Raw genomic sequence first — 24,304 nt, forward strand, 5'->3', positions numbered from 1 at the left:
AAGTATTAACTCTGTAAAACTATGTTTCAACTATGCAGTGGTGGTGCATAGTTGAAATTACTTTATAGGTATATTAAACTTACTTTGCACTAGTACTTACTCATAGTCGGACAAATCCAAGATTTTTAGTAGTCAATAAGCTAGTAAGTCTTCTTGCTAGTACCTATTTCTACGCCACTTCAGTATTCTGAATAATTGTTTCTAACAAAGTGATGATTTTAGCAGATGTTTGTTCATCGAAGACGCCCATTATGCCGCTTGTGTTTATATCAGTAAATGGTGAGTCGAATAGTTTTGCTGGTTCGATAATCCCTTTGACGTTCAGAAAATTGATAATAGTATCTATGAATCTAATTTGCTGTGAATTAAGCGTTTGATTATTCAATATCTCGCCAAATGCTAGTTTGGCAGCATTGATATCCAAGCCTACTATTCCTCTGATGAAGCGGCCTAGTGGTTGCTCTCCATACACTTTAATAAACTCTTCTCTAGTGCCTAAGTTTCCTTGTTCAAACAGTAGGTGCTCCAATGCGTTTAACTCGCTTTGGGTGATAGGCACATTGTTACGAAGCTTATGAATCGTTAAGTTATTACTTTGAGATTTAAGATATTGCTCTACTTTACGCTTGTAGGTATCCAAATCATTAAAGTTATAAACCAATGGTTGCTCTTTGATGCCAGATTCTATCACTTCATCTTGATAAGAGGAGTAATAAATGGGCGTTTTCTCCTTTTCCAAAAACTTCATCAATTCACGAAGTTCTAGCCTTACTTTTTCTAGATCAGGAATAGACACACGTTCCCAAAATGACTTTTCTTGAAGATCATGAATAAGCTCTTTTCGTTGTGCTACCGACGGGATTGTTAGCTTTTTGCTTAGCTTCTTGGCTGTTATTACCACATTTTGAATAATTCCAAGCTGTCTTTTCTCTCCCTTGAGTATGCTCAATTGCAAATCGAGCATAATGGCATCAAAACGTTTTGCTTGTTCATCTTGCTCTATTTCTGTAATCAATGGTGCTATGTGATCAAATATCTCTTTGATATTCAAATCGGTAAGAGTATTCCACTGACTAGCATCTTGATATTTCTCTACTATTTCCCAATGCTGACGTACTAGGAAACTTTGCATGTTGAGTGCTTGTACTTGCCTTACTAAATAGGATATTAATTCTTGAGCATATTTTTTTAACTCAGGAGCTTCTTGCGCTTCTAATAACAAAGAGAGTTTTAACCGTAATTCAAATAAGCGTTGACTCAAAGATTTGCCTGTTTCGGTTTCAAAACCTCTCGGGTTATCATTGAAGAACTCTATATTTTCGCAAAAGTCGAATATGACAAATTCCTTTTTATCTTCATCAACGCCAAATAAGTTTTTACAAAGACGGGTACCTCTACCAATCATTTGCCAGTACTTTGTACGACTTCTGATAGGCTTAAAAAATACCAAGTTACACACTTCTGGCACGTCAATGCCTGTATCGAGCATATCAACTGATACCGCAATTTGTGGCATTTTGGCTTTGTCTTTAAACTTGTTTAAGAGGTCATATTTATATTCCTCCTGATAGTCTATAACTTTCAGAAAATCACCCTTATACTCTGGATATTGCTTATTAAAACGTTCTTCGATAAACTTGGCGTGCAGGTGCGATCTGGCAAAAATAATGCTTTTTGCAAGTTTGTCTCCACCTTCTACTTTGATACCGTTTTGCATCAAATGTCCAATAACTTTATCAACTGTATCGGTATTGAATAACCAGGTGTTAAGAGCTGCGGCATCTATTTCTTCAGGAAAGTCTCCTGTCAATGGGTTACTAAATTGCTCTTCGTACATCAGCTTTTCGGCTTCACTCAACTCTGCATATTTAATGCCTTTTCGCTGAAACTTAATAGGTACTGAAATAGCTTTAGGTGGTACCAAAAACTGGTCATTTACTGCTTGTTCCAGTTCGTAGGCGTAGGTTGGGTTATTGGGTTCCATATCAAACAACCCATAAGTATCTTTATCACCATGCGAGCGTGGTGTTGCAGTTAAACCAATTCTGATACCGTCAAAATACTTAAATATATGCTTATAGCGATTATAGACCGAACGGTGAATTTCATCAAAAATAATCAGGTCAAAATGACCGATGCCATACATACGATTGTCGCCGTCGGCTTCGCCATCAATCATGTTAATCATGGTTTGATAGGTCGAAAATACGATTCGGCTGCTGTCATCTTCTTTCTCTTTTGTTAAATCTACCGTTGGAAGATGGGGCAAATAATCATTCAAATTGACTTTTGCTTGATGTACAAGAGCATTTCTATCTGCCAAAAACAATACTCTTTTTATCCAGCCTGCTTTACTCAAAAAATCAATAATAGAGGCCGAAACCCTTGTTTTACCTGTACCTGTTGCCATTACAAGCAAGGCTTCTCGCTGATTTCTCTCTAATACTTCAGCAACTTTTCGGATAGCTTCTTGCTGATAATAACGATCCGTAATAGCTGAGTTAATCGTTTGATTAACAAGACTCTTTCTTAACGTTCTTCGTTGTACGAGTGCCTGTAGTTCGTCCTTGGTATAGAAACCATAAACCTCTCTTGGGGCATAGTTGAGGTCGTCCCAAAGCCATGTCTGATAACCATTTGAATAGAAAATAACTGGGCGTTGACCATATACTTGCTGCAAACCATCGGCATAGCATTTGGCTTGATGCTGGCCTACTCGTGGGTCACGTTTGGTACGTTTGGCTTCTACTACGGCCAGAGGTTTACCATCGTCGCCCCATAAAACGTAATCAACAAAGCCATTACCCAAACTACCGTCGGCTTGGGGCATACAGTTGTGTACTGCAAATTCTCGTACATTAGTACCAGACGGATTCCAACCTGATTCTGATAGTAATAAATCAATATAGCGCTGGCGTGTAAAAGCTTCATCAGGGTCAACTGCTGGTATAGCCGTAATAATATTTTGCTCCTTGATGGCCTTGATACGCTCTAGTTCGGCTTCGAGTTGTTGGAGTTTGCTCTGTTGAGCATGATATGCTTGTTCGAGTTGCTTGAGCTCTTCCTTACTTTTGTCTTTTCCGAGTTCTTTGGGCACTAAGGCTTCATCGAAAGGCTTAATGCTGATTCTTTTTTCGTTATATACCTGAACTACCCATGCCAAAAATCCATGCAAAAGCTTTAGTCCATGCAAGGCATCTTCGGGCTTTAGCCTAATATTCGTATGTACGGCATCGTTACCTTGCTTTCTGATAAGATTGAGCTGCTTAAACTGGTTGGGAGCTACCAACTGTTTGAATGCTGCATCATGTATCAATGAACTTAGCGAGGTATCATGTGGAAGTACCAAGTCTGGATCATGCTGATAGATCCATCTTACCCACTCTTCTAAGCTTTTGCGACAAAGCATTGCACAGTAAAGAGGGGCATGATACACATGTTGCTCAGCTTCTTGCGGAGCAGCGGCTAAAGAAGCCCAAGGAGTAGATATAAACGAAAAATTACTCATGCTACTAATTCTCCATTAAATGCTTTTTGTAATAGGGAGTTGAAAAGATTTTCACTTTTAAAGGTTATATCCTGACATTGACACTCTATATTTTTCAATACTTCAAGAAAAACGTTTTGTTGTATTATTGGCGGTACAGGGATTACTAATCCTTCTAACACTCCTGTATTCATATGAGTAAAGCCATTATCAGAACCAGTCCGAAGCCTTCCGATTTTTTTTCCAAAATACTTCATAAGAGATGTAAAATAGAAAGGATTTATTTGGTTAGAATCAAGACTAATCTTAATAAGATTTGTACTAATAATTGATTTTGGAATGTCAGTATCAACAACGCACATTTTACCTACAGTTCCAGCCCTAGATATAATTATATCTCCATTTTGTGTGGAATATGACTTTAAATCTTGATATTTTTTATCATCTATAAATAAATTACATTGCTTAGAAAACTTGTAATTTATGATATTATCCATGTTCCAAACAGGGATTCCAAAAGTTACAAACTCTTCTCGTTTTAAAGCACTCCCAAATGGTCCACATTTAACAGGAGACTTAAATAGATCCCCCAACTTCTTCACCTCCCAACCTTTTTCATTTTTAACTGGGTCGCCGAACATGTCGATAAAAATAGCTTGAGCCAACTCATCGTATTTTTTAAGTAGGGCTTCATCTTTTCGGCGAAGGGCATCCGCTGTATCCAATATCTCAGCAATCCGCTTTTGTATCGGTAGCGGTGGGAGTGGGATTTGAATTGAATCTAATGCAGATTTTGTTAATTTTCCTCTTGTTGAACCTGTAATAAATTGTGTTAAGTCTTTAGCATTAAGATAATACATCAAATATTTTAAGTCTGACTTACCGTTTGATGAAAGGACATGAGCGTGATTATTAACCCAACATTTTTCTGAAAAATACACCACACATTTTTGATTTTCGCCCCAACTACCCCCATCTTCTGCAATACAAATTATTTCTTCATCAAATAAATATTCATCTACATAATCCATTATATTATTAGCTCCAATATATGGGTACAGTTTTTTCTTAGATATTTTATTTCTCTCTTGCTCATTTAAGGGCTTTCTCCTATTATCTAAATTAATAGTAATGTCCTTGATTTTAACTTTCTCCCACATCATACTTCTAACTATTTAATGATTATATTTTGCAATTTCGTTTTTGATAAAAGCCTGTAGGGCTTCTTTGGGTGGTAGTTCTAACAAATATTTAGAAACAAACAGGTGGTTGTCCATGCCTGCGGTGGCGTATTCTACCAGTGTATGATTTTTATTAGTTACCAACAAAATCCCTACCGTTGGGTTATCGTTGGCTTGCATCACCTGTGCTTTATAGTAGTTTACGTAGGTGTTTAGTTGTCCAATATTGTGGTGGCTAAACTCTTCTACTTTTAGCTCTACCAGCACATGACATTTGAGAATTCGGTGGTAAAAAACGAGGTCAATAAAAAAGTACTCGTCCCCAATCAAAATCTTTTTTTGGCGTGCCTCCAAACAAAAGCCATGCCCCATTTCGAGCATAAAATCTTGTAGGTTTTCGAGCAAAGCAGCTTCCAAATCACTTTCTTCTACGGCATCTTGGTGTTTCAAACCCAAAAACTCAAAAGCATATACCGATTTTACAATCTCTGTAAGATTCGTAGTTTCTGCTTTGGCGTTAGTTATGGCGCTAAGTTTTTCGGGTTTTGCACTCATATTAGACCGTTCGTAATAGAGGCTATTTATTTGGCGCTTTAGTTCTCGGACACTCCAATTACCTTTTATACACTCAAGTTCATAGAAGCTGCGTCTGATGGGGTCATTGATTTTAATTAATAATTCAAAATGTGTATAAGATATTTTACTAGTAATAAGCTCTCCGTTAAGCTGATAAGCCGATAGTTCAAATTCGGAGGTCGCTGACCTCCGAATTTGTTGAGTGCTGGGCAAAACAATTCCTTTTTCAGAATCATAGCTTGCTAAACTCCGAAATGATGGACTTTCAACCACAGTCTGAATCTGAGGGTATATTTGGTAAAATAGCCTAAAGTTTCTGAATGTACGTTCATCTAAGCCCTTAATATGCTTACATTTTTGTGCTAAATTTACCAGAAGTTTTTCGCCATATTTTGCACGCTCTTCCCCATTTTGTTCAAATTCCACAATGTAATAACCAATCAGCCAATTACGTAATGTAAGGCCAATATTAATAGCTTTTGAGGCTTGCTCTTGAAAATACTGATGAGTTTGTTGGATATTATCAACTAATAATTCAAATTTCATACAAGCAGTTGTTTTAATTGTTTCAGCAATTCGGCACGTTCAGCGTCAAGGGCTTCTATTTCGCTAATAATCGTGCTAGGAGCAGCATAGGTTTTCTGCTCATATACCACCTCTTTGTAACGATTGATACTTAAATCATACTTGTTTTCACGAATTTCGGCCACAGGTACCATAAAACTCTGGTCGGTACGACTACGAGTACTCTCAGCATCAAGATTATGGTAGCGAGCTACTATATCAGCAATATTATTTGCCTCAACAGGCTGGCGCTTATCGTCGAGGCTATAGCCATCGGCTTGCATATCATAAAACCACACGTTTTCGGTACCGCCACTATCGGTTCTTGTAAAGATCAAAATAGCAGTACTTACCCCAGCATAAGGTTTGAAAACGCCACTTGGCATTGAAATAACAGCCTGTAGCTTTTGATGATCAATAATCTCGGTTCGTATTTGTTGATGAGCTTTACTACTACCAAAAAGAACGCCATCAGGAACAATTACAGCCGCACGACCACCCAAAGTCAACCCTTTCAAGATAAGAGCCAAAAATAGTAATTCTGTTTTTTTACTATCAACGACCTTCAAAATTTTACCATCAACAGCCTCACGGTCGAGACTACCCTTAAAAGGCGGATTGGCCAAGATAAGCGATGCTTTTTCGGTAAAACCTGTATTCGCTTCACTCAAGGAGTCCACATCAAAAAGTTGTGGGTTTTCGATACCATGAAGAATCAAGTTCATACCACCAATACGAATCATGGTAGGATCAAACTCCATACCCATAAACATGTGATTCTGGAAATGTTCTTTAACCGTATCAGAGTAAAGCTCTGTCGAATAATGCTCACGTATATACTCACCCGCCACAGTCAAAAATCCAGCTGATCCACAGCTCGGATCACAGATAACATCTTCGAGTGTTGGCTGAGTCATATCCACCATCAACTTAATAATATGGCGAGGCGTGCGGAACTGCCCATTTTGTCCAGCAGAAGCGATTTTACTGAGCAAATATTCATAGACATCACCTTTTGTATCACGGTCACTCATATCAATATTCGAAAGCATTTCGACCACCTGCGCCAGCAAGCGAGCCGTAGGAATCATAAACGTAGCACCTTTCATAAACTTACTGAAAGCAGCACTACGATTCCCTACATTACGAAGAAAGTCAAAAACACCCTTTTCTTTAGTGAAAAGTTTGTGCATCTCTTCAGGATCAATATTTTTGAAACGACTCCAACGCAATTCGTACTCATCTTCGGTATAAATAGGCTCTTCGATAGCCGTTCTAAGCAAGTTAGCTTTTTGTTCTTTTTGAGTCTGGAGCTCGTCGAGCCTACGAACAAAAAGCAAATAAGTCATTTGTTCAATAACTGTGAGAGGGTTTGATAATCCGCCTGTCCAGAACGCTTCCCATACTTTATCAATTTGTGACTTTAATTCTCCAGTAATCATGAGGTAATTTTTAAATGAATTTTTTTGCAAATTTAGGGTAATCTACCCGTGTTTGAGGTTTATTATTTGATATTACCTCAGTTATTTTAATTGAATATAACTCTTATGGCTCAAATAAACTCCAAACGCATAGCTAAAATCCTGTGTTATGAAAACTTTATGCCAAAATGTTATCACATATTTCGAATAATACATTGTGCCCCTTTATTATACTTACACCTTTTAACAGCCTTTCTTCATGAAGAATTAGCAAGAACAGTACAAATAAGATTCACTCTCATTTACTTCATTCCTTGCAATGTCAAAATGGCCTTTGGTATATAGTTTTGTGTTATGTCTCTATTATAAATTGGGCTGTGATAATACAAAATTATTTCTAATCTATGCGCTACACCTGCACAGGTTAATTATATTTCTGAAAGAGCTTATCCAATCGATTCTTAATTTTACTTCTTAAATGCTCAGGAGATAACACTTCTATAACCTCTCCTCGAGATAATATGAGGGTCTCTAATTCGAAATTCACTTTAAGTTGAAGCTCAATGATAATATAGTCCTCGTGTCGTTCCAATACTTTTTGGGATCCATGAAATGGTTTTGTCTCAATATATGGCCATGTTTGTATATCTATTTTTAAAACAATTTTCTCTACCTCTATCCCATCAACTGTCACACCAATTGCATCCTCAAAATATTCCTCAAAGTCTATAGTTTCATTAGCTATGTATGGATTATTGCTTTCCATAAAATGTAGAATTCTGTCTAGAGCCAGATGAGAAGGTTTTTGATATTGTGGATTGAACCCTATTAAGAACCACCGATTACTATATTGTTTAAGATAGTATGGGTGTATTTCCATTACCATAGCCTCAACTTTTTTGAAGTTCTGATAATGTATTGTCAGTGTTTTTTTATACAAGATTGCATTAAATAGATCCCCAAAGAATTCCAGTCCTTTTAAATACTGGTTTTGTTCGAACCCAACAATAGAGGATGCGCTACTAATATTCAAATTCGTAAATGTTGATTCCAATCTCACTAATATTTCTTCAATCCATTCAAACTGAGGCATTCCTTTGAATCGTGATAAAATAGATAACGTTTCCTTCAGTTTTCCTAACTCAGACTCGTTGATAGCCTGCTTCTTTATCGAGAAGTTTTTGTCAGAGTATCGATAAAATACACGTTTACCGTCTTTATGTCTTTCCAGAGGTATATCCCAACCTTGTTCACTTTCCATAAACCTAATATCATCGAAAATCTGTCTTCGTTTTATACCATCCGAAATTCCACAGAATTCTACAAGCTCATTATTACAAGCCTCAATTAAGTCTTCAATAAAGTATCTGCGATTGAAATTTGAAAAGCATTTATCAAGTGCATGATATCGAATAGTTGCGTGTTTATTGGTGGCCATACAAAAAATAATCAATCCCTAAATAGTACCTATGTAAGCCATAATTTAAGAAATATTATTTCCAAATCTATCCTAGTAATTTGAGAAAGGGTAAAATGTTCAAAAATCAATAGTTTCAAATTTCAGAAACTATGTTTATTGGTACAAGTATTCTATACAACTAATAGCATTTACTGTAGGTATTTTTATACAATGTTATTTTGTACCTCTTAAAGAGCGTTTTATGATTTCGTTCGTCCACACATATCTCTGGGTAGTATGAGTCCTGTTATGATAGAGTAAAAAACAAAACACCCATCTTGGGCTGACTGTGGTGGAACCTGTCTCAGCCCAAGATGGGTTAAAAACATAGTCGAAGCAGACAGATTATGTATATTTATATCTGTACTAAAAATGGGAAGCTGACAGAAGCGCTTAAAATTGAGTTATTAATGACTACAGATACGCTTTTGAGAGAGGCATAAATATCCCTTCAGGAAGGGCAATAGCTAGGGCTAATATGCTGTTTTTTTCACACTGAAACGTAGATGTTTTTACAAGTTGTAAACTAAACCTGTCTTTAGTATGTGTTAGTTGGTAGCTTTAACACCTCAGGTATTTACTCGTTTCATGTTCGAAAAATTAAGTAGTGTCCCTATCATTTCAAGGGCTTTTCTGTAAGCCTTTGAAAATTGGCGATTTTAGTTTAAACATTATATTTTGTTAACAGGCACATAAGACAAAACAACCCCTAAAATTGCCATTATTGACATATTTTGGGGTTGTTTTATTTGTAATATACTAATTTTTAAATACTGATATCATTCAAGATGCGCTCATCTTTCAAACTAATAGCTCGAGTGCTATTAGTTATTTCCAGCTCACTGCAACTCCTTTGATATTAAAATCTGTAACGTCAAGTCTAATGACAGCGTTGGCTCCATAATTTGCTGCCAATTTTTTTAAGATAATCAAATTTTTATTTGCTGCATCTGAATCATTATTACTTCTTGTTCTAACATATATGATTCCTATTTCATGATAAGGTCTTGCTGGTAGCTGTGTAATATATAACTGTACAGAATCTGCTGAAGTAGCTTGGTAATATCCCCCCGAACTTAATGGAATAAAAGAATCAGGAAATAATTGATTACTACAGCTCACTCCTCCAGTAGCTAGAAATATAAATAGGGATATTAATTTAGCTTTATAGCATTTTACGCTACTAATAAATTGAAAATAATTTGATAAGTTTTCCATGGCTTTAATTTATATGAATAGTGTAATAGTTTACGATAGTAGCACAATTAACGGTGGCAGTACATTTCAAGTTAGCATATCCTGCATGTCTATCCCACTTAATCCCAACTTGAGTTGAGTTTACTCCCCACATAATCGTCCCGGTGGTGGAGTAATTAGGATAACCAGATGGAATTATTTCCCATTGAATATTGGCGTTTGTACTATTCACTGGACCCTGTATTAGATAACTCATAACAGTTGATGAATAAGGGTCAGGAATATCTGAAACATTAAAATTAGAATTTCCAGAAAATGTGAAATACGGTTTGCCCAAATCTGATAGATTAAACCAACCGAACCATAGAGGATTTCCATTGCTACAGCTTGTTTGACATTTAACTGCTACAGAAGTTACACTATTACTGGTAACATAGTTTCCTGGAAGATAGAGATAGTCATTGCTTGTAAAATTTGAGTACAGTGCGTTATTAAGATTGTTATTATAACTGAAGCTAAATGTGAATTGTGAAGGCGATGTATTTCCATACCCAACAGCTTCACAAAGTAAAGCATCACCATAATTGTATCAAGTATAGGGAAATGCAACTGAAATAGGATCTTGACACACATTCTTATTTGTACTTCCAGTGCATGTAACAATACCGTTTATAATGCCAAATGCAACTCCAATAGCGGCTCCAACAACTGAATAGTTTGCAGCGGATGCTAAAGTGGACCCCGTTGCCCATGCAATTGAGGTAGCGACTCCCGCACCTGTTCCAGACCACCCACTTATTGCACCTACCCAACAAGCTAAGTCAGACCAAAAATCTTGGCTTTGAAATAATCTTGCTCCTTTTATATTTGGGATTTGTTCTAATTTCCAATTTAAAGCATATCTTACAAGTGCCTGATGGCTTAAAATTTGTTTTTTTTCCTCAAATGTCAGAGAATTATCATTTCTGATATTATTTTCTTTATCAATTCCCCATTTATTTATGCTATTCAAATCAGAAGGGCTTGTTGTTAAATAAGAGGATAGGTCTTTAATATGCTTCTTGATTAAGGAACCAGATTTCTCAGTGTAATATTTTTGACCAACAAGATCATCAATAATTTCATCGTGTGATTTTGCTTATATCTTTCTTTCCGAGATTCAAGTTCTTTTTTAAATAGCTCCTGATGCTCTTTTGGAAGATAAGAAGTTAAATCAACAGATCCCATATAATATTTCAAATGTGTATAAAGAAATTTTCCATCTAATTCGTTGTTAAACATAGTGGAGTCAACTGAAGGAATTGAGGTTCGATTCCCTGAGGAGTTAATCATCGAATCGTTGAGGGGAATATCTTTAGTACATTGAGTTAAAAGCGCTAGTACAAATACTAGCATAGGAAGAATGATTTTTTTCACGTTATTAAGGTTCTGTAGTTTTTCTCTCTTTAATAGGTGGAGATGACAACCTATACCAAATCAACTTTTGATATATCTTGATCTATATGATGCATGAACATATATTACTGATACCTCTTCTAACAGTTATAAGAATAGGCATTTATAATTTTTCTGATAAAATCTATTTCTTGATTTCTTATAGCTAAAATTCTTAATTAAGGATTAATAATAGTTACTCACAAACTAAAAGAATCAAAAGAGTCCTGAATAAGCATAGATACTCTGTATGCTATCGTAGAACACCCTAAAGCTTACTTTTGACACATGTTTTTTGTTGGATATGACTACAGCTATCATCCTTCTGTGAATACATTAACTTTTCTACCAGTGTGATTAATGGAAAATGTTAATTGTATGAAATTGTGCTCTAATAAAATTAATCCGAATTGGTTAATTTCATTGGGATGGAAAGAATTAGGCAACAATAGAGTTTCAAACTATATATAGTTCAAATGTATATTAAAATATTAATATACAAAGGTTATTCCATAGATTTTTTTTGATGAACGAGAATAAGGAAAATTAAACGATGAAAAAAGATAAGATTATAGTTTACTGTCGGCTTCCCATTTTTAGTACAGATTAAAAATATACATAATCTGATTGTTTTGATTATGTATTTACTCCTTCTTGGGCTTCGTTCCGCTGCGCTACACTCAGCCCAAGAAGGGTATTTTGTTTTTTTACTCTATCATAACAGGACTTATACACCCAGAGATAGGTGTGGACCAACGAAATCATAAATACTGGTATTCAGAAACAACACTTTGGTTTCTTGTGGTCCGTGCAATTGTAAGGCATTTCCTTGCAAGTAAACAGCACTCACGCTCCAATTGGGTGTAATTTGGTAATTGAGTGCAATTTCATAGGCCAAAAATCTCAACATTTCCGTAATTTCTTGCGACGCAGTGTTATCTGAAACAATTCTTTTGACAAGCGTAAAAGCTGGATGTGCACTTACGCGTAAGCTAAACTTTTTTTGTTCGACTAATTGGTGTCGCAACCAAAAAATCATTCCTCCTTTGCTGGCATCCGACACTAATCTTATGTCAGGATTGAAACTAAATCGGTTTTTACGCCATGCGAAATAGGTTACTACGGCCGGTCGATTTAAAGAGAAAGTAGGAATAATTGAAAAGCCATTATTGGTCACTCCCACAAAACCGCTAAAGGTATTAATCGTTTTGGTACTGTCTTGTTGCCCATAAACGAGCCTACCCATGAGGGCAAATGCCATCAGGGTACATAATTTCATCAAGTTCATTTATATTGTGTTTTTGGATAATGTAAATCAGTTTCAAAATTATACTTTTGAAAGTCTAGTTTTTTTATAAATTTTACGGTTTAACTTACCACTTTTACTAGTCTATGCCACACGAATATTTTTCTTCCATAATTTAGAAGTATCAACAAAATGGAAAAGACCATGGTTATTTATGATACCGTCAAGCAGTATAGTCAGACATTCAACAACTCGGCGTTGCATCCTCTGATTAGTTTAGTCGATTTGGGGAAATCGAATCCCTTACCTCGTAGCAAATTCAAAATGGGAATTTATGCTATCATTATTAAGGAATCCAAATGTGGTGACTTGCGTTACGGCAATACTTACTATGATTATGATGAAGGGACTATTGTATTTTTTGCTCCAGAACAAATCATTTCAACTGAGCCAGAAGGAGAAATGCATCAGCCCTTTGGCACTGCATTGGTTTTTCATCCAGACTTAATTAAGGGAACATCTTTGGGGCGACAAATTCATGAGTTTAATTATTTTTCGTATCAGTCAAACGAAGCATTACACGTATCTGAACGAGAAAAGGAAACTATCATGAATTGTATCGAAAATATATCTTCTGAAATCAATCAAAATATTGATAGACATAGCAAAAAACTCATTATTGCTAATCTTGAACTATTATTGAAATATTTTTCAAGATTTTATGACCGACAGTTTATCACTCGAGAGGAAGTTCATCAAGGTATCCTTTTGCAATTTGACCAACTATTGACCGATTATGTATATGGGAAAGATTTGGCGACGAAAGGGCTTCCATCGGTAGCATATTTTGCAGATTGTCTGCATTTATCCGCTAATTATTTTGGAGATTTAATCAAGAAGGAGACAGGGAAAACGGCACTAGAGTATATCCAATTAAAATTATTGGATTTCGCAAAGGAACGAGTGTTAGATACCACCAAATCGCTAAGTGAGATTTCGTATGAATTGGGCTTTAAATATCCCCAACATTTTACTAGATTTTTTAAACAGAAACTAGGTGTCACACCATTAGAATATCGCTTAAATTAGCCATGAGCCATTCTTAATTGAGTGAATTGAGATTGAGTGAATGAGTGATTATCTTAAAATTAGGATTACATTCCAATTTTAAAATAATACAATACTTGATGACACAGCTTTATTAAGCTTTTACAAGTGAGAAAATTATTTTAAAAAAATAATCACTAAATCACTCATTCAATAATCACTCAATTCAAGCTTTTTATTTGTTCAGACTATTCCTTCGAGTATTATACATTTGCCAATAGCCTCGTTTATTATTTTCATTCAAAAAAGAATGATTGATTAGGGTTTCAACTAATGGTTGTTTCTCTAACAATGGCGTAAGTATTTTTTCTATTCTGCTTTCCAATACGCCTATTCTTTTACCTAATTCCACAAAATCTGCTTTTGCTGGGTGCCCTGATTTTTTGAATTCTACGCTTTGAAAATCATCTATGAATAGCCCTCTATCCAAGGCAAAATCAGTATCATCGACATGAAGTCTTGTATTGATTAAATCATAAGCGGGACTCAACAGATAATCTCCTCCAGAAGATTCAAGCAAGGAAAAGTTTTTCAGATGGGCATCGCCGTTACTAAACAAATAATTGAATACCACCAACACAAAATACTTTTCAATCTCAACGCGCCACGCTGGTACGTACTGTTTTATGAGTGCGCCAATTTCTTCATAGCTATATTCATATTTGAAATTAGCACCCGCATTATCTTTTGTTTTTCCAGCCAAGGTTGCAAAATCCTCCTTACCCCATTTTCCTCCATCTTTCTTTACATCAAATCTTTTGGTGATATAGGCTGGCGAGCCATCTTTAAAAAATATCAAGGCATTTTCAGCGGTATTGAGTCCGTATACTTGTTTAGCAATTTGCATGGTCAAATGCTCATTTGCGGGCACTTGATCAACTTTCTTTAAATCTCTAGGAATAGGTTTCAAAATATAAGTACCTTGTTCTCCTTGATGTGTTAAGCGAAGTTGATTTTTTTCGAGTACCAAACTCAATTTTTCTTGTACACCCGAAATAGAAATACGTTTACGATTTTCTATAAATAACTCGGCGACTTCCTCATTTTGCTGTGCTTGTTCATAAGGCAAAATATGGTTTACTTTTTTGCCATTAAACATATTTCTTAAGCAACTCGGACTGTAAGTGTTAAATCCTTCTGCTAATGTTCCAGGGCAATAAGTTAATTCATGTAGATTCATTTTTCTATCAAGGGTTTTACCGTTACGGCTCCGATGGTATCGCTTTGGGCTGTCGCCATCAATAGACCAAAACTATCGTCTTCATCTATGCGTAATTGTGTGCTTTGTAGTTTACGATTTACCCCTTCACTGAGCATATTAAAAAAGAAAGGGAACAGTACCTCACTAGTGTATTCTTGCTGGCTCTTAGGAAGCGTCAGACTTATAGCTGGCATTTGGGAGTCATCGAAATAATTTTTATCGTATTTGAAAACAAACTGCTTTCGATTTTCTTCTATGAGGATTCCTGCAAAAATACCATTTCGATAGACCGCTACTTTTCTCATTATTTACGCATTTTTTTTAATGTCCATGGATAAAACCAAACCAAGTACTTCTGCCAATTTATTGAGAACCTCTAAAGAAGGATTTCCCTGTCCTCGTTCGAGTTTATACAGAGTGTTTGTACTTATACCTGCCAATTCAGCCAAATGTGGCTGAGTAATTTTCAACTCCTTTCGTCGTGTCTTGATGATATTTCCTAAATCCTGAACTAACATTATATTGTGATTTTTATGTAAAAATATCTTTTTTCAGCAGAAATTCAAGCACAAAATCACATTATAATATGATTTATACGTAATTTCTATTTCAAATGCTTATTCATTAAATAAAACACACATTATATTGTGATTTTATCGTTATTTTCAGTATCATCAATCTATTAAATAAGTTGATGTTGTACTCAAAAACAGACATTTCACTAAACTGAAAAACGACTTTTATAGGGATTTTTACTTTCCAAAAACGCCTATACACTTCATATTGACCAAAAGGACAAAATGTCCGCTTGCGTAAAAGCTTACTCCAAACCTTCAATTAAAAACGACTTTTATGGGTATTTTAAAAATGGAGTTTTTGAAAACACTTACTAAAAATACTCCAAGAGGACAAAATGTCCGCTAGGTATTCTTTATTGAGAATTTTACACCATGCACAGATTTAACCTCAAAATTTTCGTGTTATGATTTTAGTCTTTTTCTCAAGCGGACATAATGTCCTCTTGGGAAAAAGACCAGTTTGAGTCATTTTAATAACGACTTTTATGGGGTCTTTAACAATAAATGAGCTATTGACATTATCTTTTAAAACTATAAAAAATACAATTTTATTCATATAAAAATATTGTAAAACTCAAACTATTAAAATAATAGCCCAAGCGGACAAAATGTCCACTTGGGCTATTCTTGAAAAAAGGACTTTATTATTTAATCAATCATGAAGCCTTCGAGTGAATTTACCAATTGCTTGAGCTGGTCAAAATGAGTTTTTGATTTGGATGCTTGAACCGTCTTTAGCATAGCGTTAATATCCTTGAACACTTTATCAGGAGTAGCTTCTGACGAAGAAGTAGACAAAGAAGCTGGCTGTGACACTACCGAATCCAGGGCTGCAATACTCGAAATAGGTTGTTCCACAACAGCTTTGCTCAATTGTTGAATAACTTTTTTGGGTACCTTTACTTCTCCTGAGAGAACTTGTTTACGAAGATCAATATCCAATTTTTCAAGACCGCTGGCAAAGTCACCATCTCTACGAATAGTTTTTTCATCAACCTTAAACTGCTGCGCTATTTTTTCAGAGGTTTTTAATTCCATTCCCTCTGTTGAAAAATTAGATTCCTTGCTTGTCAATTTTTCAGCATTGTATCTCAATCCACGGTAATAGGCCATCTGTGTCGGGCTCAAATTGCGACGCCCCATTTGAAGGTCAAGCATATAATTGCGAGCTTCAAGGATGGTCTCAAAAAACATCAGCACAATATTGAAAGGCAGATTATGTTTCTGACAAATCAAGTATCTATTGTGACCATCTACCAATACAAATAACTCTTGGTCAGTCTCCGAATTGGGATTGACTTTCTGCTCGGTAGTTTGCCAAATCACTAAAGAGTCCTTACAACCATTTGCCAAAATATTAGCTTCAAGTCCTTCTAATTCTTCTGTTTGTAAGGGTTGAATCAAGTCTTTGAGTTCGTCCAAAATCGTGATTCGCTGCTTTATATTCTCATTCGAAATCAAACCAGAAGTTACAGTCTTAGTAACGTTCGATTTCATTTGAGCCTTAAAATCTATCTTCTTAGCCATCTATTTCGAATTACGTTTTGAGTTAATATTATTGAGAAGTTCTAGCGCCAACTCATCATACGATTTGGCAGCGGCAGAGTTTTTATCAAAATCAAAAATTGGTGCTTTCAAAGCTTGTGCTTTTTTAATTTCAATGCCTTTTTTGATTTCAGTATCAAAAATATTGACGCTTTGATAGTTTTCTCTAACTGCTTCTTTCATACTGGTATGCACAGTATTTTTTTCAACTATCGTAAACAAAATACCTTCGATATGTAAAGTTGGATTTGAGAAAATTTGTGTCTCATAAATTACCCCAAAAAGTGAGTTAAGACCATTTACCGCATTCATTTCTGGTTGCATAGCCACAATGCACGAGTTGGCTGCATTTAATGCATTGAGTGTCAAAACCGATAGGGAAGGAGGACAGTCTATTAAGATAAAATCATACACATCCAGAAATGGAACTAAAGCTCTTTGCAAACGTTGTTGGCTAGCTGGAGCTGAAAGTAGCGTTTGTTCAGCTTTTTGAAGTTCTAAGTCAGAGGGAGCAATATGTAAGTGTTCCGTAACTTCTTCGATATGCAATGGAATGGTATAGTTGACCAAGGAATTAAACACTTGTCCATTCTCGGTAGTCACATTGAATATCTGACTTAAGTTACCTTGAGAGTCAAGGTCAATCAACAATACCTTCAAACCACGATTCGATAAGGCTTCACCCAAGTAAGCAGTTGTGGTTGTTTTTCCAACACCACCTTTATTATTGGCAATGGCAATAACTGTAGCTTTAAGATTGAAAGCTTCATTATAACCATATTTCATCAGAACAGGCAACAATTTGCTACGTTGCTTATCGGTAAGTTCGCGCTTAAGAGAGATAATTTGAGTGAGCGAGCGAATCGCCATGCCAGCTTCTTTTTCAATACCCGTAATGGTAAGGGCTGGATTTCTATTAAGAAAACGAATTAGTAAGTCTGTAGTAAGCATAAAAAAGCATTTATTGTGTAAATATAATATTTGTATTTTATCTACACAATAAATATCATTTTTTATATCTTATAAAACTAAGCCAAATTCTTTTGCTTTGGGAAGATAAGGATCCTTAATTTTTTGAAAATCTGAAATAAAATGACTTTTACACCAAGTTACAACAAAACTCGTTACCATAAACTGCTGATTCTGAATCGCTCCATAAAATTTCATAGGAATAGAACTTTCATTTGAGGCTAATATATATTCCCAAACTAGCTCGTCGGTAACTGTTTTGGGTCCATTTTCTATTTTATTTTTAAGCTCATTATAAATCGCAACTCCCACAGTAGGATCAAACCTCAATAAATGAATCGCATATTCCAAACAGTCATCGTAATAGGCCTTGAGTAATGAATCTTTTTGATAAGTAATCGACTTTTCTTGAACTTTGATATTCTCTGTAATAATCAGTTGTTCTTGGTGAGCTCTAATCTTTAGCTCTTTCGTTTCTTGCTGTTTGACAATGTCTTCGGCACTTACCATCTTTTGTAAGTAACGAGCTGGATCTTGTACTTTTCCTTGTTTTATTTCTTTAAGCGTATATTCTACTCCTGCCAAAATTTGGGCGTAAGGGTATTTCTTAAACCAGGTATTCACCACTGCTTCTGTGACATACTCTTTCACGAGTGTATGTATCTCCACAATTTGAAGTTGCAAACTTTCATCCACTTTTGTCTTTTGGCGATTTTCAATGATGATAAAACGCAAACGAATAACTTTTTTCCCTGATTTAATTTCTTCAAAATCAAAATATAAATCCGAACTACTTTCCAATTCTGTTCTGGCTTGTTGCAAGACTTTGAGCTTGAAATCAAAATAGTTTTTGTATCTGGTCGAAAGCCCTAAACGATCTTTCAAGTCTTCAACATCTAACTCAAACGAGCCAAATCTTTCATACTGTTTACAGAATTCATAAAATCGAATAGCGTAGATACTATCTAAAAAAAGCAGGTTACGTATATCTAATACCGTAAAATTTTCTTTAATCTGTAAAAGGAAGGGCTTGAGCTTATTAGAAAACTCAAAAATGAATTTTGCCTGAACTTTATCGTAAACGATTGAACTAAAGAAGTTTGCTTCTAATTTGATTTTATCATCTTCGTAGTAAATATCTTTTTTACGAAGTTTGGTCAATTCTTCTTGTAAGTATTTTAATAAGTTTTTGGTTTTGCCACCCACAAAGTTTTGAAATTCTTTCAGAGAAATCTGCACGTCAGGCAAATCATCATTGCTCTGATCGACAGATGCAATGACTTTCAGAAAAACTTTCATCTGTACTGCAGTAATGTCAAACTTAGCATTGATAATGGGATTGGTCTTGACTAATCTGTTGGGATCTCTTGAAATAACTTCAATGGCTTTTTCTCTATGCTCTTTACTCATGGACGATTTGGGCAACGATTTAGATGGTAGAACGACTAAGTATTTGTTTAGTCGTTTTTACGAAATTAGTAGCTCTAGGTCACAAAAAAAAGTAAAAACGACACATTTTATCCACAGTCGTTTTTGCAAAATGTGGATAATTCCCTATAAAAGTCGTTATTGACCCATAAAAGTCGTTTTAATATCCCATAAAAGTCGTTTTATGACCCATAAAAGTCGTTTTACATCCCATAAAAGTCGTTTTATAACCCATAAAAGTCGTTTTTATCATACTTAAATTATTGAAAATCAAATAGTTACGAAGCCTGAAAGAATAGAAAGAAAAGGAAAGAAATGAAAGTATTTGACAAACAGCGTTGATTTTTTTTATTTTTTTAAAAGTTTAAAAATAAGGATTTTTTCATTCAGTGATTTAGAAATGATTGTCTATTGCGGTGCCCCATAAAAGTCGTTTTTCTTTTCTCGGTGAAAGAAGAAAAACAAAAAAGAAGTCATGTGAAAATTTGAGGTATTACTGTAATTCTAAAAAAGCTCTCATATTTTGATTTTAAGCTCTCAAAATATGAGAGTAAGGAAATTGTTGTCTATTCAGCAAAAAGTCTCGCAAAATGATTTTCTAGGTGGTTTCTCATGCCATTGCGGAAAAGTTCTGGCGAGCCATTCTCCAAAATATCTACGAGACCTTTGTGAGAGACAAACTTCCGATGAGGCAAATCTTTTTTTAGCAGGCCGCTATTGTGGACATAATCAAAAATCGGGAGTAACATTTTCTGGAAACTTTTGAGCGTTTTGTTGCCAGTAATTTCATAGAGCTTCCCATGAAAATTTATTTCGTGTTCAATGTTGAACAAATGCGATTCGCTAGAAGTAGGTTCGTTTTTGACAATTTCCTTCAACTCATCGATATCCTTTTGCGTGATTTTTTGAAAAATCAAATCAGCCATACCGATTTCCAAAACCAGACGCAACTCAAAAATTTCACGCAAAGTATCCTCATCCAGAATGTAAGGATTCATGCTTTTGCTCATGATGCCTACAATGTCTGGGCTTGTAATTACTGAACCTTTTTTCTTTTTGGATTCGATAATTCCCATAGTACGCAGTCGAGTAATCGCTTCACGAATTACGGTTCTACTCACGCCCAAGAGTTCGACTAATTCCACTTCTTTTGGAATTACATCACCAACTTTAAGTTTTCTGCTTTGGAGCAACTCCACCAAATTGGCCTCAACTTTATCTACCAACGAACTATTATCTACTGCGATAAAGCTATCGCTAAAGTCTTCATTTGTCATAATATGTATTACTTATTTTTATAAAAGTAGTATAATTTATCGAATTTGAAAAGCAAAAACCATGAAATTTAGACCTGAAAGGCATTTAATAGCCATTTTATTATTTTGTCTAACATGAGGTATACATTTTTTGATAAATCAACTATGTTGTATAAATAAATCCTCATAGTTGTACTTATAAGTATTACATGTTATTGAATTAAATACATGAAAGTAAGTAGTAATACCTCAATAAAGTAAGTATTTACTACTAAATTAAAATAATTTATAAAAATTTTACTAAAAACTTGCATAAATGATTCGCTAGTCCATACCTTTGTTATGTAATACATAATACATTAACTAAACTATATTATGAAAAACATTTATCAGAGAGTGGGTTTACTCATGATTTGCATTTTGTGGACATTTGTTTCATGGGGGCAAAGCAAAAAAGTGAGCGGAAAAATTACCGCCTTAGAAAGTGGCGAAGCGCTGCCCGGTGTTTCAATTCTCTTGAAAGGGAAAACACAAGGAGCCAGCACTAACGAAAAAGGAGAGTTTGCGTTGGTGGCTTCAGAAGGAGATATTTTGGTGATAAGCTATGTGGGATATATCAAGGAAGAAATCAAAATAGGAACTGCAACAAATCTGAGCATTCAGTTGCGTTCAGATGTTACTTCTTTGGGAGAAGTAGTGGTGGTAGGTTATGGCACACAATCGAGACGAAATATTACGAGTTCGATTGGAAAGCTTGAAAAAGACATATTGGCGAATGCTCCAAGGGCTAACCTTGGGACAGCCTTACAAGGATCTTTGGCAGGTTTGCAAGTCATCAACCGTTCAGGAACGCCAGGAGCTGCACCTACTATTTTGCTTCGTGGGGGAGCTTCAATCAATAGCCCTGGAGCGCCATTAGTTGTAGTTGATGGTGTCATTAGAGCACTCAATGACATTGCTCCAGACGATATTGAATCGATGGAACTTTTGAAAGATGCAGCCTCAACAGCCATATATGGAGCAAGGGCCAACAATGGGGTTATTTTAATTACGACCAAACAAGGAAAAGCAGGTGTGGCAAGAGTGAATTACAAATTTACCTTGGGTTACAACCAAAATCGAGAAGGATATAAGTACATGAATGCTCGTGATTATATCTATTACAATCGCTTGGGAAATTTGAACTCAGGTAGAACATTAGCTCAAGTTAATGCCACTCGTGGGTATGGTCTATTGACGGACGCCGCCAACTTAGGATTATTTGATATTCGTGCCAATACGCCTGCCAATGCTGGTTTGCTAGCGAAAGGTTGGCAATCGATGGACGACCCTTATGGCGGTTCGATTTTATACAAAGATCATGGAGGCGAAATTGAGAATTTGGTTTTTAGAAATACCTATACCCAAGATCATTACGTGAGCGTAGAGGGTGGCAATGATAAAGGAAAGTACTTTGCTAGTTTTGATTATTACAATGAACAAGGCGTAATTGTTGGTTCTGACTACAAGCGCTACACAGGGAATTTGAATGGTTCTTACAAAGTAAAACCTAATTTAGAAATTTCGACGGGAGCAACATTTTCAACTTCCTCTCAAATCGGAACGCTTGGTTCTGAAGCGAATACCTTGTACAGAAGTTTAGCCATTTGGCCAACGATGAATCCTTGGTTAGATTCTTTGAAAACTCAGCCAAATCCTGGGAATAGTGTTACGGATGGAAACCCGCTGTACTGGTTACAAAAAACAAAGCGTGAAAATGAGGTAAATCGTATTACAGTCAATGCTTCGGCGAAGTATGATATTACCAAAGATTTATATTTGAAAGTCTCAGGTAATGCGTATTTGTTTGAGTCGCTGAATAACTCATTTAGTTTAGCTACTCAAAACTATACAAACTTGTACACTAATCCAGTGTCGTATAGCAATACTACTAGAAATGCGTCATCGCTATTCTCTCGTTCGTTTCAGCAACAATACAATGCGATTTTGAATTACCAGAAAAATCTGGGTGATAAGCATCATTTGACTGCCATGATTGGTACGGAATATTTCAAACAAAAAACCTTTGAAATGCAAGTTCTAGGTCAAAATGCTCCAACTGATGATATTGAGACTGCCAATGCGTCGACCACTTTTGCTGCTGGAAGTAATTATTCTTACAAAGATGAATATCGTATTTTCTCACAATTTGGTCGTTTAAACTATGATTTTGATGAGCGCTATTTGTTGAATTTTGTCGTAAGAAGAGATGGTATTTCAAGTTTGGCTTCGGATAATCGATTTGGTATTTTTCCAGGAATGTCGGCAGGTTGGAATTTACACAAAGAGGAGTTTTTTAAAAATAGTACTTTGAGTGATTACGTGAGTTCGGTAAAACCAAGATTTAGTTATGGGGTAAACGGTAACGTAGCAGGTATTGGGAACTATGAAGTACAAGGGGTTTATGGTTCGCAAGGAAATTACAATACCAATTTGGGCTTTTTGAGCACAAGTATTATTAACACAGGCTTGCGCTGGGAGAAAAGTACTACCATGGATGTTGGTGTAGACGTTGGTTTACTCAAAAATCGTATCAGCTTGATGGTGGATTATTATGACCGTCGTACCAGCGATTTGTTGACCAACTTGACCCTACCAAGTTATACAGGATACAGCTCAGTACGTACCAATTTGGGAACGTTCCAAAACACGGGGTTAGAATTGACTTTGAATGCAACAATTCTACAAAAACCAAACGGATTAGTTTGGAATGTTGGGGGTAATGTTTCTTTTGTTGCCAACAAAATTTTACAACTTCCATTCAACGGCAATGAAAATAATCGCCAAGGCGGATTGCAAGTGTATGACCCTGCACAAGGAAAAGTCGTGTGGGTAGGAGGTTTGCAAGAAGGTCAGCCATTGGGAGCTATTTATGGCTACAAACAAGTGTCGATTTTCAAAAATGATGAAGAAGTAGCTCGTATTGCGGGTAATAGAGTAGATAATATCGCAGGAATTGGCGGTCCATCGACAACGATGACTAATAAAATTGCCCCAGGAGATGTCAATTGGCTCGATGTAGATAACAACAATATCATCGACTCTCGCGACCAAGTGTATTTGGGAAATGTCAACCCTAATGTCATAGGAGGTTTTACTTCAACCTTGTCTTACAAACGCTTTTCGCTCTTTACCAGATTTGATTTTGCATTAGGACATACGATTTATAATGATCTTGTGGCTCGTACACTGGGTAACTATCAGGGTACTTTCAACTATCTCGAATTGCAGAAAAATGCTTGGTCACCAACCAATACCGATACTGATATTCCAAAGGTGTATTATGCAGACCAAGTAGGAGCACCAGCAGGAAAGAAAAACTATACAAGAGCCAATAACGGTGGAGCGGTTTTGAATGGCAACAACTCAAGGTTTTATGAAAAAGGAGATTACTTAGCTTGTCGTGAAATTACCCTTTCTTATGATTTATCGAAAAGCATCATAGTGAATAAACTATTCTCCCAAGCTCGCATTTACGCCAACTTCAATAATCTTTTCTATATCACGAAGTTTAGCGGTCCTTCGCCAGAGCCAGCTTCAGGAGGAATCTATTCGGGTACGTATCCAACGCCAAGAACTGTTGTGATGGGAGTACAAGTGTCATTTTAATATTAAA

The 24,304-nt window shown here is 35.8% G+C and carries 19 protein-coding genes; 2 read left to right on the forward strand and 17 right to left on the reverse strand.

Going from position 1 to position 24,304, the window contains the following annotated elements; genetic code table 11:
- Nucleotides 1-169 precede the first annotated feature (169 nt).
- The 10 genes from ACOVQ4_RS18620 to ACOVQ4_RS18665 form a co-directional block, all read right to left on the reverse strand.
- On the reverse strand, nt 170-3,508 hold the full coding sequence (locus ACOVQ4_RS18620; RefSeq protein WP_421822117.1) for a DEAD/DEAH box helicase family protein: 3,339 nt from the start codon (nt 3,506-3,508) through the stop codon (nt 170-172).
- The gene (locus tag ACOVQ4_RS18625; protein WP_421822118.1) at nt 3,505-4,650 is read right to left on the reverse strand and encodes a restriction endonuclease subunit S; all 1,146 of its coding nucleotides are present in this window, start codon (nt 4,648-4,650) and stop codon (nt 3,505-3,507) included. The genes ACOVQ4_RS18620 and ACOVQ4_RS18625 overlap by 4 nt, the downstream gene beginning before the upstream one ends.
- Before the next feature lie 12 nt (nt 4,651-4,662).
- A complete protein-coding gene (locus ACOVQ4_RS18630; protein WP_421822119.1) occupies nt 4,663-5,790 on the reverse strand; it encodes a PDDEXK nuclease domain-containing protein in 1,128 nt (375 codons plus the stop codon).
- Nucleotides 5,787-7,250, reverse strand: a complete 1,464-nt coding sequence (locus ACOVQ4_RS18635; protein WP_421822120.1) for a type I restriction-modification system subunit M — start codon at nt 7,248-7,250, stop codon at nt 5,787-5,789. The genes ACOVQ4_RS18630 and ACOVQ4_RS18635 overlap by 4 nt, the downstream gene beginning before the upstream one ends.
- A 403-nt stretch (nt 7,251-7,653) precedes the next feature.
- Complete coding sequence (locus ACOVQ4_RS18640; protein ID WP_421822121.1) at nt 7,654-8,667, reverse strand: helix-turn-helix transcriptional regulator; 1,014 nt, start codon at nt 8,665-8,667, stop codon at nt 7,654-7,656.
- 849 nt (nt 8,668-9,516) lie between these two features.
- The gene (locus tag ACOVQ4_RS18645) at nt 9,517-9,906 is read right to left on the reverse strand and encodes a hypothetical protein (RefSeq protein WP_421822122.1); all 390 of its coding nucleotides are present in this window, start codon (nt 9,904-9,906) and stop codon (nt 9,517-9,519) included.
- A 4-nt stretch (nt 9,907-9,910) separates the two neighbouring features.
- The gene (locus ACOVQ4_RS18650; RefSeq protein WP_421822123.1) at nt 9,911-10,141 is read right to left on the reverse strand and encodes a hypothetical protein; all 231 of its coding nucleotides are present in this window, start codon (nt 10,139-10,141) and stop codon (nt 9,911-9,913) included.
- A gap of 333 nt (nt 10,142-10,474) precedes the next feature.
- Entirely contained in the window at nt 10,475-10,897 is a 423-nt protein-coding gene (locus ACOVQ4_RS18655; protein ID WP_421822124.1) for a hypothetical protein, read from the reverse strand.
- Nucleotides 10,898-10,950: 53 nt separating this feature from the next.
- On the reverse strand, nt 10,951-11,280 hold the full coding sequence (locus tag ACOVQ4_RS18660) for a hypothetical protein (protein ID WP_421822125.1): 330 nt from the start codon (nt 11,278-11,280) through the stop codon (nt 10,951-10,953).
- 766 nt (nt 11,281-12,046) lie between these two features.
- Nucleotides 12,047-12,607 (reverse strand): hypothetical protein, encoded by a 561-nt coding sequence (locus ACOVQ4_RS18665; RefSeq protein WP_421822126.1) that lies wholly within the window; start codon nt 12,605-12,607, stop codon nt 12,047-12,049.
- A gap of 150 nt (nt 12,608-12,757) precedes the next feature.
- Here ACOVQ4_RS18665 and ACOVQ4_RS18670 point away from each other — a divergent pair, with 150 nt between their 5' ends.
- Nucleotides 12,758-13,654 carry a helix-turn-helix domain-containing protein gene (locus ACOVQ4_RS18670; protein ID WP_421822127.1) on the forward strand — a complete coding sequence of 299 codons (897 nt, stop codon included), beginning with the start codon at nt 12,758-12,760 and terminating at the stop codon, nt 13,652-13,654.
- A gap of 193 nt (nt 13,655-13,847) precedes the next feature.
- On the opposite strand, the gene ACOVQ4_RS18675 is transcribed toward ACOVQ4_RS18670, so the two are convergent.
- The 7 genes from ACOVQ4_RS18675 to ACOVQ4_RS18705 all read right to left on the reverse strand — a co-directional run bounded on the left by ACOVQ4_RS18675 (nt 13,848) and on the right by ACOVQ4_RS18705 (nt 20,670).
- Nucleotides 13,848-14,852, reverse strand: coding sequence for a type II toxin-antitoxin system HipA family toxin (locus ACOVQ4_RS18675; protein ID WP_421822128.1), 1,005 nt, complete (start codon nt 14,850-14,852; stop codon nt 13,848-13,850).
- Entirely contained in the window at nt 14,849-15,178 is a 330-nt protein-coding gene (locus ACOVQ4_RS18680; RefSeq protein WP_166553073.1) for a HipA N-terminal domain-containing protein, read from the reverse strand. The genes ACOVQ4_RS18675 and ACOVQ4_RS18680 overlap by 4 nt, the downstream gene beginning before the upstream one ends.
- A 3-nt stretch (nt 15,179-15,181) precedes the next feature.
- Nucleotides 15,182-15,391, reverse strand: a complete 210-nt coding sequence (locus tag ACOVQ4_RS18685) for a helix-turn-helix domain-containing protein (RefSeq protein WP_166553074.1) — start codon at nt 15,389-15,391, stop codon at nt 15,182-15,184.
- A gap of 708 nt (nt 15,392-16,099) precedes the next feature.
- On the reverse strand, nt 16,100-16,978 hold the full coding sequence (locus tag ACOVQ4_RS18690) for a hypothetical protein (RefSeq protein WP_166553075.1): 879 nt from the start codon (nt 16,976-16,978) through the stop codon (nt 16,100-16,102).
- Nucleotides 16,979-17,947: a ParA family protein gene (locus ACOVQ4_RS18695; RefSeq protein WP_166553076.1), complete on the reverse strand. Its 969-nt coding sequence runs from the start codon at nt 17,945-17,947 to the stop codon at nt 16,979-16,981.
- Nucleotides 17,948-18,016: 69 nt separating this feature from the next.
- Complete coding sequence (locus ACOVQ4_RS18700) at nt 18,017-19,375, reverse strand: replication initiation protein (protein ID WP_421822129.1); 1,359 nt, start codon at nt 19,373-19,375, stop codon at nt 18,017-18,019.
- Nucleotides 19,376-19,959: 584 nt separating this feature from the next.
- A complete protein-coding gene (locus ACOVQ4_RS18705; protein WP_421822130.1) occupies nt 19,960-20,670 on the reverse strand; it encodes a FadR/GntR family transcriptional regulator in 711 nt (236 codons plus the stop codon).
- A 354-nt stretch (nt 20,671-21,024) separates the two neighbouring features.
- Between ACOVQ4_RS18705 and ACOVQ4_RS18710 the strand changes: the two genes are divergently transcribed.
- Complete coding sequence (locus ACOVQ4_RS18710) at nt 21,025-24,297, forward strand: SusC/RagA family TonB-linked outer membrane protein (RefSeq protein ID WP_421822131.1); 3,273 nt, start codon at nt 21,025-21,027, stop codon at nt 24,295-24,297.
- Nucleotides 24,298-24,304: the final 7 nt, after the last annotated feature.

The organism is Flectobacillus sp., from assembly GCF_049240685.1.
Classification (GTDB): domain Bacteria; phylum Bacteroidota; class Bacteroidia; order Cytophagales; family Spirosomataceae; genus Flectobacillus.

Bases quoted from the DNA above. Each gene is read 5' to 3' on its own strand.
- ACOVQ4_RS18620 (WP_421822117.1), bottom strand. From the start codon at position 3,508: ATGAGTAATTTTTCGTTTATATCTACTCCTTGGGCTTCTTTAGCCGCT.
- ACOVQ4_RS18625 (WP_421822118.1), bottom strand. From the start codon at position 4,650: ATGATGTGGGAGAAAGTTAAAATCAAGGACATTACTATTAATTTAGAT.
- ACOVQ4_RS18630 (WP_421822119.1), bottom strand. From the start codon at position 5,790: ATGAAATTTGAATTATTAGTTGATAATATCCAACAAACTCATCAGTAT.
- ACOVQ4_RS18635 (WP_421822120.1), bottom strand. From the start codon at position 7,250: ATGATTACTGGAGAATTAAAGTCACAAATTGATAAAGTATGGGAAGCG.
- ACOVQ4_RS18640 (WP_421822121.1), bottom strand. From the start codon at position 8,667: ATGGCCACCAATAAACACGCAACTATTCGATATCATGCACTTGATAAA.
- ACOVQ4_RS18645 (WP_421822122.1), bottom strand. From the start codon at position 9,906: ATGGAAAACTTATCAAATTATTTTCAATTTATTAGTAGCGTAAAATGC.
- ACOVQ4_RS18650 (WP_421822123.1), bottom strand. From the start codon at position 10,141: ATGAGTTATCTAATACAGGGTCCAGTGAATAGTACAAACGCCAATATT.
- ACOVQ4_RS18660 (WP_421822125.1), bottom strand. From the start codon at position 11,280: ATGCTAGTATTTGTACTAGCGCTTTTAACTCAATGTACTAAAGATATT.
- ACOVQ4_RS18665 (WP_421822126.1), bottom strand. From the start codon at position 12,607: ATGAACTTGATGAAATTATGTACCCTGATGGCATTTGCCCTCATGGGT.
- ACOVQ4_RS18670 (WP_421822127.1), top strand. From the start codon at position 12,758: ATGGAAAAGACCATGGTTATTTATGATACCGTCAAGCAGTATAGTCAG.
- ACOVQ4_RS18675 (WP_421822128.1), bottom strand. From the start codon at position 14,852: ATGAATCTACATGAATTAACTTATTGCCCTGGAACATTAGCAGAAGGA.
- ACOVQ4_RS18680 (WP_166553073.1), bottom strand. From the start codon at position 15,178: ATGAGAAAAGTAGCGGTCTATCGAAATGGTATTTTTGCAGGAATCCTC.
- ACOVQ4_RS18685 (WP_166553074.1), bottom strand. From the start codon at position 15,391: ATGTTAGTTCAGGATTTAGGAAATATCATCAAGACACGACGAAAGGAG.
- ACOVQ4_RS18690 (WP_166553075.1), bottom strand. From the start codon at position 16,978: ATGGCTAAGAAGATAGATTTTAAGGCTCAAATGAAATCGAACGTTACT.
- ACOVQ4_RS18695 (WP_166553076.1), bottom strand. From the start codon at position 17,947: ATGCTTACTACAGACTTACTAATTCGTTTTCTTAATAGAAATCCAGCC.
- ACOVQ4_RS18700 (WP_421822129.1), bottom strand. From the start codon at position 19,375: ATGAGTAAAGAGCATAGAGAAAAAGCCATTGAAGTTATTTCAAGAGAT.
- ACOVQ4_RS18705 (WP_421822130.1), bottom strand. From the start codon at position 20,670: ATGACAAATGAAGACTTTAGCGATAGCTTTATCGCAGTAGATAATAGT.
- ACOVQ4_RS18710 (WP_421822131.1), top strand. From the start codon at position 21,025: ATGAAAAACATTTATCAGAGAGTGGGTTTACTCATGATTTGCATTTTG.